Origin of the sequence: Galbibacter orientalis DSM 19592, from assembly GCF_000260115.1 — a bacterium.
Taxonomy (GTDB): domain Bacteria; phylum Bacteroidota; class Bacteroidia; order Flavobacteriales; family Flavobacteriaceae; genus Galbibacter; species Galbibacter orientalis.
This window is the reverse complement of the sequence record NZ_JH651379.1, coordinates 1,108,172-1,122,179: the sequence shown is the minus strand read 5'-3', so window position 1 is coordinate 1,122,179 and position 14,008 is coordinate 1,108,172. Positions and strand designations below refer to the sequence as shown.

Annotated in this window: 13 protein-coding genes; 6 read left to right on the top strand and 7 right to left on the bottom strand. The window is 32.5% G+C overall.

The window, feature by feature from the left end:
* Positions 1–106: 106 nt before the first annotated feature.
* Positions 107–1,276, bottom strand: a complete 1,170-nt coding sequence (locus JOOMADRAFT_RS05055; RefSeq protein WP_008611764.1) for a FecR family protein — start codon at positions 1,274–1,276, stop codon at positions 107–109.
* A 123-nt stretch (positions 1,277–1,399) separates the two neighbouring features.
* Between JOOMADRAFT_RS05055 and JOOMADRAFT_RS05050 the strand changes: the two genes are divergently transcribed.
* Entirely contained in the window at positions 1,400–1,972 is a 573-nt protein-coding gene (locus JOOMADRAFT_RS05050; RefSeq protein ID WP_008611762.1) for an RNA polymerase sigma factor, read from the top strand.
* A 54-nt stretch (positions 1,973–2,026) separates the two neighbouring features.
* Here JOOMADRAFT_RS05050 and JOOMADRAFT_RS05045 read toward each other — a convergent pair whose 3' ends face one another.
* Positions 2,027–2,548 (bottom strand): hypothetical protein, encoded by a 522-nt coding sequence (locus tag JOOMADRAFT_RS05045; protein WP_008611761.1) that lies wholly within the window; start codon positions 2,546–2,548, stop codon positions 2,027–2,029.
* A gap of 19 nt (positions 2,549–2,567) precedes the next feature.
* A complete protein-coding gene (locus JOOMADRAFT_RS05040) occupies positions 2,568–3,464 on the bottom strand; it encodes an OmpA family protein (RefSeq protein ID WP_008611760.1) in 897 nt (298 codons plus the stop codon).
* A gap of 389 nt (positions 3,465–3,853) precedes the next feature.
* Between JOOMADRAFT_RS05040 and JOOMADRAFT_RS05035 the strand changes: the two genes are divergently transcribed.
* Positions 3,854–4,843, top strand: a complete 990-nt coding sequence (locus tag JOOMADRAFT_RS05035; protein WP_008611758.1) for an acyl-ACP desaturase — start codon at positions 3,854–3,856, stop codon at positions 4,841–4,843.
* Positions 4,844–5,255: 412 nt separating this feature from the next.
* Here JOOMADRAFT_RS05035 and amaB read toward each other — a convergent pair whose 3' ends face one another.
* A complete protein-coding gene (gene amaB, locus JOOMADRAFT_RS05030; RefSeq protein WP_008611753.1) occupies positions 5,256–6,809 on the bottom strand; it encodes an L-piperidine-6-carboxylate dehydrogenase in 1,554 nt (517 codons plus the stop codon).
* Positions 6,810–7,190: 381 nt separating this feature from the next.
* Between amaB and JOOMADRAFT_RS05025 the strand changes: the two genes are divergently transcribed.
* The 3 genes from JOOMADRAFT_RS05025 (at position 7,191) to JOOMADRAFT_RS05015 (ending at position 11,094) form a co-directional block, all read left to right on the top strand.
* Positions 7,191–9,539, top strand: coding sequence for a TonB-dependent receptor (locus JOOMADRAFT_RS05025; protein ID WP_008611752.1), 2,349 nt, complete (start codon positions 7,191–7,193; stop codon positions 9,537–9,539).
* Positions 9,540–9,551: 12 nt separating this feature from the next.
* Complete coding sequence (locus JOOMADRAFT_RS05020; protein WP_008611751.1) at positions 9,552–10,589, top strand: PepSY-associated TM helix domain-containing protein; 1,038 nt, start codon at positions 9,552–9,554, stop codon at positions 10,587–10,589.
* 304 nt (positions 10,590–10,893) lie between these two features.
* Complete coding sequence (locus JOOMADRAFT_RS05015; protein WP_157136654.1) at positions 10,894–11,094, top strand: hypothetical protein; 201 nt, start codon at positions 10,894–10,896, stop codon at positions 11,092–11,094.
* On the opposite strand, the gene JOOMADRAFT_RS05010 is transcribed toward JOOMADRAFT_RS05015, so the two are convergent.
* The 3 genes from JOOMADRAFT_RS05010 to JOOMADRAFT_RS05000 all read right to left on the bottom strand — a co-directional run bounded on the left by JOOMADRAFT_RS05010 (position 11,091) and on the right by JOOMADRAFT_RS05000 (position 12,513).
* The gene (locus JOOMADRAFT_RS05010) at positions 11,091–11,633 is read right to left on the bottom strand and encodes a 3-hydroxyanthranilate 3,4-dioxygenase (protein WP_008611749.1); all 543 of its coding nucleotides are present in this window, start codon (positions 11,631–11,633) and stop codon (positions 11,091–11,093) included. The two genes, JOOMADRAFT_RS05015 and JOOMADRAFT_RS05010, sit on opposite strands and share 4 nt — an antisense overlap.
* A 118-nt stretch (positions 11,634–11,751) precedes the next feature.
* Entirely contained in the window at positions 11,752–12,270 is a 519-nt protein-coding gene (locus JOOMADRAFT_RS05005) for a DUF2335 domain-containing protein (protein WP_008611748.1), read from the bottom strand.
* A gap of 6 nt (positions 12,271–12,276) precedes the next feature.
* Entirely contained in the window at positions 12,277–12,513 is a 237-nt protein-coding gene (locus JOOMADRAFT_RS05000; protein ID WP_008611746.1) for a hypothetical protein, read from the bottom strand.
* Positions 12,514–12,886: 373 nt separating this feature from the next.
* Here JOOMADRAFT_RS05000 and JOOMADRAFT_RS04995 point away from each other — a divergent pair, with 373 nt between their 5' ends.
* Positions 12,887–13,954, top strand: a complete 1,068-nt coding sequence (locus JOOMADRAFT_RS04995) for an isoaspartyl peptidase/L-asparaginase family protein (protein WP_008611744.1) — start codon at positions 12,887–12,889, stop codon at positions 13,952–13,954.
* Positions 13,955–14,008 lie beyond the last annotated feature (54 nt).

Here is a 14,008-nt window from a genome sequence, read left to right as displayed (position 1 = left end):
TTTGATCACTTAATTCAAGTCAGGAAATGTGACAGCATTTTCTGGCTTTTTTATAAAGTGATTGGTTAAATCTGTTGGTTATGTGTGCTGCATAGGCAATTATATTTTAATTAATTACTACTTTGTTTTCTATTATTTTATAGTCAATATCATATACCTTTTCAAAATAAGATAACACCTGCTCAATGCTTTCATTGTTAGTTTCGATAGTGGCATTAAAAGATTCGTTTATTACTTCCTTGTTGTTATTTATAATAATAACGTTATATGAGCGCTCTAACGCCTTGATGATGTTTTTAAATGGCTCGTCTCTAAACACAAGATTCCCATGAATCCATGATGTGTAAATAGAGGTGTCTACTTTTGTTTTTGTAATATTCTTATTGTTTTTATTAAAAGAGGCTTTGTCTCCTGGTTTAAGTATGGTTTCCTGAACTTCATTTTTACTACTTTTATTAAGTTGCATACTTACAGAGCCTTCAACTAAAACAACCTCGGTATCTGTTTCTTCTTGATAATTTTTAAAATTGAAGGACGTCCCATAGACTTTTACATTAATTGCTTGAGCTTCTACATAAAAAGGTTTTTCTTTATTGGGTGTTACATCAAAAAAAGCTTCCCCTTGTAAAAAAACCTTTCTCTCTCCATCTTTTACAAAATCAACAGGATATTTTAAGGAGCTTCCCGAATTGAGAGTTACACGGGTTCCGTCAGAAAGAACTAAATCAATTTTTTTTCCATAAGGTACCGTCAATTTATTATATACCAATTTTTTATCATTCGTTATTTTATTTTCATATAATATACTGGTTCCGTCACTTTTTGCAATAGTCTTTCCTTTTATATTTTTTATCGGTTTACTCCCAGATATAATTTGTTTTTCTCCATTTTCTAGTTGAAGTATTACTTGTCCTTCTCTTGGAATGATTTTAGTATTGCTTGTAGCGCTTTGGTTTATGTCATAGTAATGTTTATAAGTAAAAGCACCTCCAATCATTATTAAAACAACAGCGGCATATTTAACAACCGAATTGATTACCCTAAGTCGACCTCTTCTTTTTTCATTTTTTATATTTAATAGAAATTCTTTTTTAGCTTTTTTTGTATTTGGTTTATGCATGGCAATAGAAATAGCGAAATGGGTTTTTATATATGATTTAAAAATTTTTTTATTCTCTTTTTTTTCTATATTCTCAATAAGAAAATCCAGCTCTTCTGAACTTGCTGTATTAGATAAGAATTTAATAATAATGTCTTCTATTTTTGAAGGAATCATTTTGAGTATTTAATAGTATTACAAATCAAAATTATAATACCCTTATTTTTTTTAGCTTTTTTTTGTCAAATTCACTTTTATTAACATAAATTTGAGGTTTAACAACCTGCCAACCCACAATTTATGATTTACAATAATTATGAAATTTTTATAAATAGCTTAAAAAAAGGAGATGAAAAAGCCTATGAATATTTAGTAGATAAATACTATCGGAAAATATATGCATACGCTGTAAGCTTAATAAACGACAAGGTTATTGCAGAAGATATTGTTCAAAATGTATTATTAAAGACATGGCAGTATCGAAAGAAATTAAATAAGAATTTTTCTATTCAGAGTTTTCTCTATAAATCTGTTTACAACGAATTTGTTAATACCTATCAAAAAAGTAAAGCCACCACCTATTTGCATTATAAATATTTAGAAAGCCTAGAAGAAATTACTACAAGTATAGATGATTCTAAAATTGAAAATTTCTTTAGAATAGTTACAGAAGAAATTGAAAAATTACCGCCTAAATGCAAAGGTGTTTTTATGTTAAGTAAAATTGAAGGCCTTACCAATATTGAAATTTCCGAACATATAGATTTATCTATTAAAACTGTAGAAGCGCAGATAACAAAGGCATATAGTAAGTTAAGAAATAGATTGGGAGAACAATACAAAGTATTATTTTTATTTACATTGGTAAACTAAAAAAGATCCTCCTTTTAGAAAAAAGAGAACCTTTTATTTTTTAAGTTGGTTAGTTTATTTTCCGCCTTTCAACTCGTCTTGCCAAGCATGTAACTCTACCCACTTCCCTTCGTAAGCTAATTGTGCTTGTCTTGGCCAAGTTCCAGGTTTGTGTATTTCGTATGCCTTTCCACCAGATTTTAAAACTTCTTCACATTTTTCTACACTACACTCAGAAAGTCCTTTCCAAGTGGTAATGCCTTTAGCGTGAAATAATAGTTCAATTTTAGGCCCTATTCCTTCCACAATTTTAAGGTCGTCTTGTTTTATTTTTTTCCCATAAGTAGCCTTAGCTAATGCAGCATCAAATGGAATTAAATTTAAAGTTGTGTTTTCAGTTTTTGAACTTACAGAAGGACTAGGTTTGGCTGCCAATTTAGACCTACAATCGGTAAGGTCGGCTTCCAATTTGTCGTATTTTTTTTGCCAAGCTTCAATCTCGGCAGTATTATTTCCAGAAGATAACCTCCCTAATAAATAACCTAAAATTGCGCATATAACGCCTACTATTAATGGAATAAGTAAACACCAGTTCATATATATAAATTTTGGATGATTAGTTCTTAATTGTAATTACAGTTCTTCTATTTTTTGCTCGCCCTTCGTTCGTGTTATTATCTGCTATAGGCTCCGTTTCTCCCCTTGAAATGGTTTCAATATTTTCAGAAGAAATACCATTTCTTACCAAATAGGTTTTTATAAATTCTGCTCTTTCTTTTCCTAAAACCTTATTATTCTCTGCGTTTCCTGTGGTATCGGTATGACCAATAATTTGGACTGAAACATCATCAACCTTATCCATAGCCTGAACAATACTTAAATACTTAGCCCGTTGCTCCTCTGTTAAGGTAATAGTACTTCTGCCAGTCTCAAAGTATAATACAATTGGATTCTTTTTAATATTTTCTACAACCGCTTCGGCATCTTTAAAATTAGAATCGTTTGTTATAACAAAAGAAACAGGCCCTACATAGATACTATCTTGAACTTTTAGATTTGGTTTTAATTCTCCATAAGTATTAATTTTTTTAGAAGAAACCCCTTTTGCTATCAAATGGTTTTTAACTGCATTTGCTCTGGCTAATCCTAAGTTTGGAAAAGCAGAATTATTTTCTTCAGCAATTGAATAAAAACCTGTTACATCAATAAATTTTGCACCATCTCCATTAAGATAATCTTTCAATTGAGCAATTCCTTCTTCTACCCCAGCACCAAGAGGCCTAAGAATAATAAAATCAGATTTATTAAAATTGAAATTATCATTCGTTTTATAATTAAAATTTCCTGTGCTGTCTATTATTACAAGTGGGTTAACAACCATTGAAGTTTCTTTTGGAGCTATAGTCTCTATATTTTCTATTGGGGTTGCTTCTACCTCACAACATAAAATCCAATTAAAAAAAGAGCCAACTATAATGGTAATAATTATACCAACTAAGTAGAGAGATTTCATAGGATATCACTTTGGTTTATAAATTCTTACACTCAAATTTAGTCAATTTCTTAAATTGTAGGGCTAAATATGTAAAAAACTTTGAGTCAAATAGTTATGAAAATGTAAAATTCTTCATTCTAACTTTTAAATTTTGTATCTTTAATAGGAAGCGTTGGGATTAAAATCTTTTTGTATTAAACTGAAAAAACATTTAGACATAAACTCATCAGCAAATAAAGAGCACGTTTTGGAGCGTTAAAATCTCAATTAATAAGTAAAATAAGAGGTTTTAAAACCAAAAAAATACTGCATAACCTCCTTTTAAAAAGAGAATTGCAGAAAAAGCTTAAAGTATTCGTATATAATTTTTAGAAATACGATATTTACCAACATAAAATCAGAACAGCATGTCACTACATAATATTAGACTTGAAGTAATGCAAACTATAGAAAAGAGAGTTGATTCTTTTCTAGAGCAATATCTTATTCCTGCTGACCAAATATGGCAACCTACAGATTTCTTACCAGATTCTCAAGGTGAAAACTTTTTTGAAGAAGTGAAAAAAATAAGAGGAGAGGCACAAGAATTAGGATACGATTTTTGGGTAGTATTGGTTGGAGATACAATTACAGAAGAAGCTTTACCTACCTACGAATCTTGGTTGATGGATGTAGAAGGCGTAGACCAACACGCAAGAAATGGTTGGTCAAAATGGGTTCGTCATTGGACTGCAGAAGAGAACAGACATGGAGATGTTTTAAATAAATATTTATACCTCTCTGGCCGTGTGAACATGAAAGAAATTGAAGTTACTACACAACATATGATTGCTGATGGTTTTGATATAGGTACCGGAAGAGACCCATATAAAAACTTTGTTTATACTTCTTTCCAAGAATTGGCTACCAATATTTCTCATAAAAGAGTGGGACAATTAGCTAAGAAGAAAGGAAACCCTATGTTGGCAAAAATGTGTAACATAATTGCTGGAGATGAGATGAGACACCATTTGGCATACCGTGAGTTTGTAAAAATTATTTTTGATTACGACCCTAGTGAAATGATGATTGCCTTTGCTGATATGATGAAGCGAAAAATTGTAATGCCAGCACAATTTGTTAGGGAATCTGGAGACCATATTGGAAGTGCTTTTGAAAACTTCTCTAATGCGGCACAACGCCTAGGTGTTTACACAACTTTTGATTATATCAATATTTTAGATCGATTAAACCAATATTGGGAAATCGATAAAATTAGAGAGTTAAATGATAAAGGTGAAAAAGCTAGAGATTACCTAGTAAGATTACCTGAAAGATTAAAACGTATTTCAGAAAGAATGTCTACTCCCCAAGATCCACATATTTTTAAATGGGTGGAAGCTAATGGAGTTTTATAATCTGTACTTTTCAGATAAAGACGCAAGACCGTTTCGCTGCAAAAAAAGTAAAGACAAGTTGTTACTGGGATAAAATATTTATTTTAGAAAGGAAGCTTTTTAAAATTTTGCTTTCTATTTTTAACAGCAAAAGGGATACTTTCTGAAAATATTTATTAACCTTGGTAATTAAGTTACTATAGTTTAGGGTTTAAGCCTACTTTTTTATCGAATAATAGTGTTTTACAATATTAAAAACAGCCGTCTAAAAAGTAATTTATAACTTTAAAAATGAGCTTGTTGAAGTTTTTAAACAACTAACAATAAGAGTATCCTATCAAGTTTAAGATAATATTTAAGAGTTAGATGTTTAAAAACTTCGATTAGCTAAGCCTGATAGCCTCCTTTTTATGTAGAAAGTATGATTATGCTATTATAAATCAAATTTTATTCCTTGTGCTAACGGAAGTTCAGTTGTATAATTAATGGTATTGGTTTGACGTCTCATATACACTTTCCAAGCATCGGAACCACTTTCTCTTCCTCCTCCTGTTTCCTTTTCGCCACCAAAAGCACCCCCAATTTCGGCACCACTAGTTCCTATATTTACATTTGCAATGCCACAATCGGATCCTTGGTGAGATAAAAAGTGTTCTGCTTCTCTTAAATTATTAGTCATAATTGCTGAAGATAAGCCTTGCACTACCCCATTTTGAAGTTCCAAAGCATTTTCAACACCACCTTTATACTTCATTAAATAAAGAATAGGAGCAAATGTTTCATGCTGCACAATTTCAAAATGATTTTCAGCTTCGGCAATTGCAGGTTTTACGTAACATCCGCTTTCATAACCTTTCCCTTCAAGCACACCACCTTCAACTAAAACTGTACCTCCTTCTTTTTTAACTTCAGCTAAAGCATTTAAATAATTAGCAACAGCATCTTTATCTATAAGTGGCCCAACATGATTATTCTCATCTAAAGGATCTCCTATTCTAAGCTGTTTATATGCTTCTACAAGCGCATTTTTAACTTGGTCATACATAGTTTCATGCACTATAAGTCGGCGTGTAGACGTACAACGCTGCCCACAAGTTCCAACAGCACCAAATACAGCACCAATAACCGTCATTTTAATATCTGCGTCTGGCGTAACAATAATGGCATTATTACCTCCTAATTCTAGTAGAGATTTCCCTAAGCGAGCCGCAACAGCCTGTGCTACTATTTTTCCCATTCTTATAGACCCAGTTGCAGAAACCAACGGAACTCTTTTATCATTTGTAAGTAATTCTCCAACTTTATAATCGCCTATTATTAAACAAGAAATCCCTTCTGGCAAATTGTTTGCTTCTATAACATTCCCTATTAATTTCTGACAAGCAACAGCCGTTAAAGGTGTTTTTTCTGATGGTTTCCAAACACAAACATCTCCACAAACCCAAGCTAAAGCTGTATTCCAAGCCCAAACCGCCACCGGAAAATTAAAAGCAGAAATAATTCCTACAATTCCTAATGGATGGTATTGTTCATACATTCTATGTCCTGGACGTTCTGAATGCATAGTAAGGCCATGCAATTGGCGAGATAACCCTACTGCAAAATCACAGATATCTATCATTTCCTGAACTTCTCCTAAACCTTCTTGGTACGACTTCCCCATCTCATAAGACACTAATTTCCCTAAAGAAGCTTTGTGTTTTCTAAGTTCATCTCCAAATTGCCTTACTATCTCTCCACGTTGGGGTGCAGTTACTTTACGCCATTCTTTAAAAGCTCCTTCTGCAGTTTGAAGCACTTTTTCATAATCTTCAGCTGTAGTTTGGTTTACTTTACCAATAATAACACCATCTACAGGAGATTTAGAAATTAATTCTTCTCCAGATGCAAACCAATTGCTCCCTGTTGAACTTCCTAAATTTTCAGTTTTAACTCCTAATTGATTTAACGCTTCAGAAATTTTAGAATCACTTATATTAATTGTCATATTTATAACTTTTTAACTCATTTATGTTTCAATAATCACGAAAATACAAATTCTTTATGGAAAGCCACATTCGGTAAGCTAAAAATAAACCCCTATATACTGTTAAAACAAAGGGATATAGCAGGCTATTTTTTGTGATGAATCCAAACATACATCATTATTTCCACCCCATCAAACAGGAGAAATTATCTCTTAGTATTTGTAGCAAAATTATAAGATTTTAAACCCTCCCTGAAACCAACAAATCCTTCATACATCAGAAAAATAAGAATACTCTTACTTATTAGAAGAAAATAGAAAATTAACATTCATAATATTTGGATAAGAGTAAAATGAGCGTACTTTTGCTGCTATTTTAAACAAATCTAAATAAGAATAATAATGAAATATTTAACTTTTATACTGTTTTTCATCAGCTCCATAGCCATTTATGGACAAGAAGGAGGTATCCAAGGGAAGGTAGTAGATAATACAAATGAGGGCATCCCATATATTTCGGTTGTAATAAAAGAAAATAATAAAGGCGTTACTACAGCCAACGATGGTACTTACCGTTTAGAGAATCTTCAAAACGGATTGTATACCCTTAAATTTTCTGCTATTGGTTTTACTACTATCACAAAAAAAGTAGAAGTTAAAAACAATACTACAACAGAAATCAATGTTGTATTAGAAGAATCAATGGAGCAGTTAAACGAAGTTGTAATTACTTCCAATAGAACCAGAGAAACACTAGATGAAGTTCCTTCTTCTGTTTCTGTTATAACTTCAAAACAAGTGGAAAATTTAGCGCAAACAAGTAATTCTGTTGCCGATGTTTTAACAGAAGTTCCTGGGATGTCTCTAAGTTCTAACCAAACAAGTAGTACCGGGCAAACATTAAGAGGTAGAAGAATGCTGGTTTTAATTGATGGAATTCCGCAGTCTACCCCACTAAGATCAGGAGGAAGAGATGTAAATACTATAGATCCAAGTACTTTAGAGAGAGTAGAGGTTATTAAAGGTGCAACTGCTATTTATGGGAATGGTGCCGATGGTGGTATTGTAAATTATATTACCAAAAAACCACATGCTAGCAAAAAATTAGAAAGCACCACGTATGTTGGCGCTGAAGGGGCATTGGTAGACATTAACAATACTGTTGGAGCTAAAGTAACTCAAACTTTCTCTGGGCAACTTAATAAATTAGGATATGTTGCTAGTGGAAGCTTTAGACAAACAGGCATTTATAAAGATGCTAATGGTGAGGTAATTTCTCCGTTTTATGGGTTAGGAGAAACTAGCCAGTATAGTTTATTCGGGAAACTTAACTATCAAATTACCGAAAAGCAACGAGTGGAATTAATGTATAATTATTTCAGCAGCAATCAAGATACAGATTACGTTCCGCAGGTTGGGGTTTATGGTGAAACACCAACTATTGGAGTACTTGGTGAGGATTTAGGTCAAGATCAAGGAAATAGATATAACCATAATGCACAATTAACGTATGATTATGATGATATCTTCGGGAAAACAGATTTTAGATTGAACCTTTATATGCAAGATTTTAAAACCGTATATGGGTATACAGATAGCTTTTACGATCCAAACTTAGGCTATGATGGCGGACAATCATCCATTTTATCAGCAAAAAAAGGAGCTCGTTTTAATTTAAAAACACCTTATACATTTGGAGAAGTAACAGGAAATATTCTTTATGGTGTTGATGTTTTAAATGATAAAACAGAGCAAGAATTAGTTGATGGTCGTGATTGGGTTCCGCAAATGGATATGACAAACTTTGCGCCTTATGCTCAACTAAAAACACTTTATAAAAACTTTGTTTTAAAAGCTGGAATTCGTTTTGAAAACATAAATATCGAGATTCCAGATTACACAACTCTTACAAGATATAACGTAGGAGAAACTACTCCTAATAGTGGGGGTGATGCCATAACAGGAGGCGAGTTAGACTATAATGCAACTACTTTTAACGCTGGATTACGATATAACAAATGGAGTATTTTTAAACCCTTTATAAGTTTCTCTCAAAGTTTTTCTATTGCAGATTTAGGAAGAACACTTCGCTCTGCAACAGAAAATACAGTTAACGAGATTAATTCCGAAGCTGTAATTGCAAACAACTACGAAATAGGCTTTAACAGTCACCTAGGAAGAACTAATTTAAGCGGAGCTTACTTTATAAGCACCTCAGATTTAGGTTCTACTTACAGTGAAACTGCTAGTGGTGCGTTTGAGATTTTACGTCAGCCAGAAAAAGTATATGGTTTTGAAGTTTCTATGGATACAGAACTCGCAAGAAATGTAAATTTTGGAACTTCGGTTTCTTATACTGAAGGAAAAATAGACAGTCAAGATAGTGGAGATTACGATACTTATATGGGAGGAGACAGAATTCCTCCTGTTAAAATAGTTTCTTATGTGTCTTACAAATGGAATAACAAATTTGATGCTCGCCTTTCTTATATCTACAGTGGAGATAGAAACCGTTTTGAACCAAATGATAATGGAAGCTACACCTATGGTAAAGGTCCTGTTGATAGTTTTAACATATTAAATCTTACAACAAATTATCAACTAACTCCTTCTACAAAGGTAGGCTTAGGTATTAAAAACTTGTTGAATGAAGATTATTATAATCCGATTTCTCAATGGAATGCTAGAGACTCCAATTATATTAAGGCAAACGGAACACAATTTAATGTATCACTTACAGTAAACTTATAGAAAGATACAACCATGAACAACAGAGTCCTTTTAAAATACCATTCGTACTTCGGTATCATTGCGGGTATCTTTTTATTCGCTTTGGGTATTACGGGCTCTGTGTTGGTTTTTACAGACGATATTGATTTACTGATTTTTGATAGTTATGAAGTTGAAACAACAACTAACGACTTACAACTAGATAAAGCAATTGCTGAAGTTCAGAAAAAATTTCCTAATTGGGATAAGCGGATTATTAAGTTTGAAGAAGGAAAAACAATAATTTTTAATTTAAGAACTCCCGAAGCTAGAAAATACGCTTTTGTAAACCCTTCCACAGGAAAAATAAGCAAAGTTATAAATGCCAACACCCATTTTACAAAGTGGATTCTTAAACTTCATTACTCGTTACATGCTGGTATTGTAGGGCGTTTCTTGGTGCTTTTAGCAGGAATATGTTTTTTCCTTTCATTAATTACGGGAATCATTCTTTACCGAAAAGTTATTTTTAAAACACTGCTATTCCAAACAAAAATAAGTAGTAAAAACAAACGAAATTACTACTCTTCCTTACACCGTTATGTTGGAGTTTGGGCGTTATTTCTAAATTTAATTATTGTTTTTACTGGTATATTTTTAGCCTACAAAGTGGTTACCTCTGGACTTAAAAAAGCAGTAGAACCAGCTCCTCCAACAGTAGAAACTTCCGTAGAAGCAGCATTAAAAACTATAAAAAAACAGTACCCAGATTTTACTCCCACCTACCTTAGACTCCCTACTTCTCCAAAAAGTAGTATTACGGTGAATGGTGTTTTTAAAGGGGATGCTTTTTACTTAAGCGAATATTATAACAAGGTTTTAATAGATTATAAATCGGGGGATATTAAAGCCGTTACCAAAATTAGCGAAGCCAATTTCAGTACTAAATTTAACAGTAGTATTCTCCCACTTCACTTTGGACAATATGGAGGCTTATTTAGTAAAATTCTGTACTGTATAGTCGGACTTTCAGGGCCATTTTTATCCATTACAGGTTACTATATTTGGCTTAAAAGAAAAAAGATTGCATAAAAAGACAGATACTCCTGAAACTAACTACGGTCTACTCTCATAGACTTAACACACTGTAAGATAGCATATTAAAGTAAAATTACTGTCACAAATTCACTAATATTATTTTGGTACTTGGTATTTAGTACAAAGTATTAAGAAAATTCTGTTATATAAATCCCTGTATCTGTGACTTAAATTATAGAAAAACTCTAGTTAAAAACAGTGTTGGTGACTAGCGAAGCTAAAATCCTTATCCGCAGAATGCATTGGATAAAGCGCCTTTTTCTTTGTTTCGTTTGGGCGAGCAAAAGAAATGAAAAGCATGAAGTCACTGGCATTTGGATTGGTATTAGAGCTAACAAATAATCAACGTAATTCTAAACTAGAACCTCATTTTATAGATGCTTTCATGCAAGGTTATAAATCTTCTAGAAATAGCTTTACAGATAATAAATTCATTTATTTTATATTCCGAAGTCATATCGACAGGCAGGAGACATTTCGTTACAAAAACCCATATTAATCTTCATCAGCTACATAACGTTCATCAATAGGCATCACCGTTCCACAATTATCACATGTTCGTAATTCTTTACTATTATAAAAGTGTTTAAAGTGCTTCAAAAAATCTTTTTCTATATCATTTAATGGAAAACGAACTTCATATAATTTATGATTACAATTATCGCAAAACCACAATAATCCGTCTTCAATATTAAGCTTATCACGTTTTCTTTCAATAACTAAACCAATAGAACCTTCTGAACGAATAGGGCTATGAGGAATTCCTGCAGGATGTAAATACATATCTCCAGGGCCTAACTCCATAATTTTCTTCTCCCCTTCATCTTGGACATGAACTTCTATAGTTCCTTCTATTTGATAAAAAAGCTCTTCCGTTTGGTTGTAATGATAATCCTTACGGGCATTTGGACCAGCCACTACCATTACAATGTAATCGTCGGCTTCTTTATAAAGGTTTTTATTTCCAACAGGAGGTTTTAAGAGTCCTCTGTTTTCTTCTACCCATTTATTTAAATTGAAAGGTTTTTTAATTGCCATATTATTTCTAAATGAACTATAAAAGTAAGTAACTTATAGAAAAAATGGTAGTAAGATGACTAATTTTAATAGTTAAGAATGATTTTAATCGTTAGTTGGAGTAATTTAAGAAACTATACTACTCTTCTAAACTTTTTCGTTGAGCTGATTTACCAATCACAAAAACGGAAACTAAACTAACTACAGTTCCGCCAGCAATAATTCCTCCAATTGTAGGTTCTCCTGTAGCAGCTAAAAATGTGCCACATCCTATTCCAACTAACCCAATTATTAATCCAAATACTTGACCTAATTTACTTTGAGCTGATTGACTTGCAACAACTCTGTTTTCTATACTTATTCTATGAGCTTGTTGATTCTCTGCCATTTTCATAATTCTATCTGCTCCATTTGGAATAACGGAATTATACTTTATTAAAGTTTCTGGATCTGGCAAAGGACCTGAATGACTTCTATGCTGAATTGACACAACGGAAAGACTATGCAGTATTTCTACCTTCTTTTTTTGAGGAACTCCTTTGAATATTTCTGGATTATAATTCGTTAAATCTTCCTCTATTTCTTGTAGTTCTTCTGGTATATCTTGACTTGTCTTCTTAATAGCAGACTTATTATCAACTTTTCTATTTTTAGACACAAGAAATTATTTTAAACAAAGTTTATGTTTATTTTCTTCCTCAAAACTAATTTTGGATTTCCTAATATCTTGGCCAACATTATCCCAATCCGAAGTCAATGATTTTAAGTCTGCTTCGTTATCTGATTTTGAGTAATTGTATTCAAAATAACTACCAGCTATATTTAAGATAGAACCCATTCCGACCAAAAAATTATTTTTAGGCAAAAGGTAATCAGTTCTATATCTTATGTTTTTTTTCATAGTTATCGTTAAATTTATAATTTAAATATAATAAAAATATTCATTTATAATCGTGAGTAAAAATAGTGATAAAAAAACCACTTCCGACAATGTATGTAAAAAACAACTATTTCCGTGCTAAACCAATGTTAATATTTAATCTAACAACGCTATATTGGGTGGAAAATTATTTGAATTGTTACATGCTACTCTTCATATACGAATACATTTACTGATAAAAGTATCATATCTGTAACCTCTCTTTTCTTCTGTATTAAAACCTTAACTAAATTAATTTAAACTCCCATGGTTCAAATAAAAAGGATACAAGTTGGGAAAGAGTTGGGAATAAAGTAATTTAGTAACCACTAACATCCTAATTTAAATAATTTTCATGAGAAATCTATACCTTTTATTAACCTTTGTGGTTCTTTTCTTCTCTTGCCAGTCAAAAACTACTACAATTTCTACGGAAGAAACTCCTGCTCAAAAAGAAGCTCCAAGCAAAAATAAATTTGGAATTGTTATTCACGGTGGCGCTGGGACTATTTTAAAAAAGAATATGAGCGACTCTCTGGAAAATGCCTATAGAGCAAAATTAAAAGAAGCTATAGAAACAGGCTACGCTATCCTAGAAAAAGGAGGGAGTAGCTTAGATGCAATTGAAAAAACAATTAATGTAATGGAAAACTCTCCGCTATTTAATGCTGGAAAAGGAGCTGTTTTTACTAATGACGGGAAGAATGAGTTGGATGCATCAATAATGGATGGAAAAACATTAAATGCAGGTGCTGTGGCAGGTGTAACCACAGTTAAAAACCCCATTAATCTTGCACGTGCGGTTATGCAAAATTCCGAACATGTTATGTTTGCTAGAGAAGGGGCAGAACAGTTTGCTAAGGAACAAGGAATTGAACTAGTTGATCCTTCTTATTTTTATACTGAAAATAGAATGAATTCTTTAAAAAGAGCCCAAAAAAGAGAAAAAATAGAACTCGACCATGATGATCAAACTGCATTTTACGACCCTTTTATTAAAGACGATAAATTTGGAACTGTTGGGTGTGCAGCTTTAGATAAAAATGGAAATTTAGCCGCAGGAACTTCTACAGGTGGAATGACCAATAAACGTTGGGGACGTGTGGGAGATGCTCCAATTATTGGTGCCGGAACCTATGCAAATAATAAAACTTGTGCTGTTTCTTCTACAGGATGGGGAGAATATTTTATTCGTGGAGTTGTGGCTTATGATATCTCTGCCATGATGGAATATGGCGGAAAATCGTTGGCTGAAGCTGCTAGAATAGTAATTCAAGAAAAAGTGCCAAACATGGGTGGCGATGGAGGTATTATTGCTATTGACCATGAAGGAAACATGGCGATGGAATTTAATACCGCAGGGATGTATCGCGCTTCTATTAACGGAGATGGGGAATTAGAAATTGCTATCTACGGAAAGTAATTAATTTCCTGCATAAAATAGCATACTGTTCGTATCTTTGGTAAATCAATTACC

What these genes read in the sequence shown, in the direction of transcription:
- JOOMADRAFT_RS05020 (WP_008611751.1), top strand. Translation starts at nt 9,552, where the DNA reads ATGAACAACAGAGTCCTTTTAAAATACCATTCGTACTTCGGTATCATT.
- JOOMADRAFT_RS05055 (WP_008611764.1), bottom strand. Translation starts at nt 1,276, where the DNA reads ATGATTCCTTCAAAAATAGAAGACATTATTATTAAATTCTTATCTAAT.
- JOOMADRAFT_RS04995 (WP_008611744.1), top strand. Translation starts at nt 12,887, where the DNA reads ATGAGAAATCTATACCTTTTATTAACCTTTGTGGTTCTTTTCTTCTCT.
- JOOMADRAFT_RS05050 (WP_008611762.1), top strand. Translation starts at nt 1,400, where the DNA reads ATGATTTACAATAATTATGAAATTTTTATAAATAGCTTAAAAAAAGGA.
- JOOMADRAFT_RS05035 (WP_008611758.1), top strand. Translation starts at nt 3,854, where the DNA reads ATGTCACTACATAATATTAGACTTGAAGTAATGCAAACTATAGAAAAG.
- JOOMADRAFT_RS05010 (WP_008611749.1), bottom strand. Translation starts at nt 11,633, where the DNA reads ATGGCAATTAAAAAACCTTTCAATTTAAATAAATGGGTAGAAGAAAAC.
- JOOMADRAFT_RS05025 (WP_008611752.1), top strand. Translation starts at nt 7,191, where the DNA reads ATGAAATATTTAACTTTTATACTGTTTTTCATCAGCTCCATAGCCATT.
- JOOMADRAFT_RS05045 (WP_008611761.1), bottom strand. Translation starts at nt 2,548, where the DNA reads ATGAACTGGTGTTTACTTATTCCATTAATAGTAGGCGTTATATGCGCA.
- JOOMADRAFT_RS05015 (WP_157136654.1), top strand. Translation starts at nt 10,894, where the DNA reads ATGAAGTCACTGGCATTTGGATTGGTATTAGAGCTAACAAATAATCAA.
- amaB (WP_008611753.1), bottom strand. Translation starts at nt 6,809, where the DNA reads ATGACAATTAATATAAGTGATTCTAAAATTTCTGAAGCGTTAAATCAA.
- JOOMADRAFT_RS05000 (WP_008611746.1), bottom strand. Translation starts at nt 12,513, where the DNA reads ATGAAAAAAAACATAAGATATAGAACTGATTACCTTTTGCCTAAAAAT.
- JOOMADRAFT_RS05040 (WP_008611760.1), bottom strand. Translation starts at nt 3,464, where the DNA reads ATGAAATCTCTCTACTTAGTTGGTATAATTATTACCATTATAGTTGGC.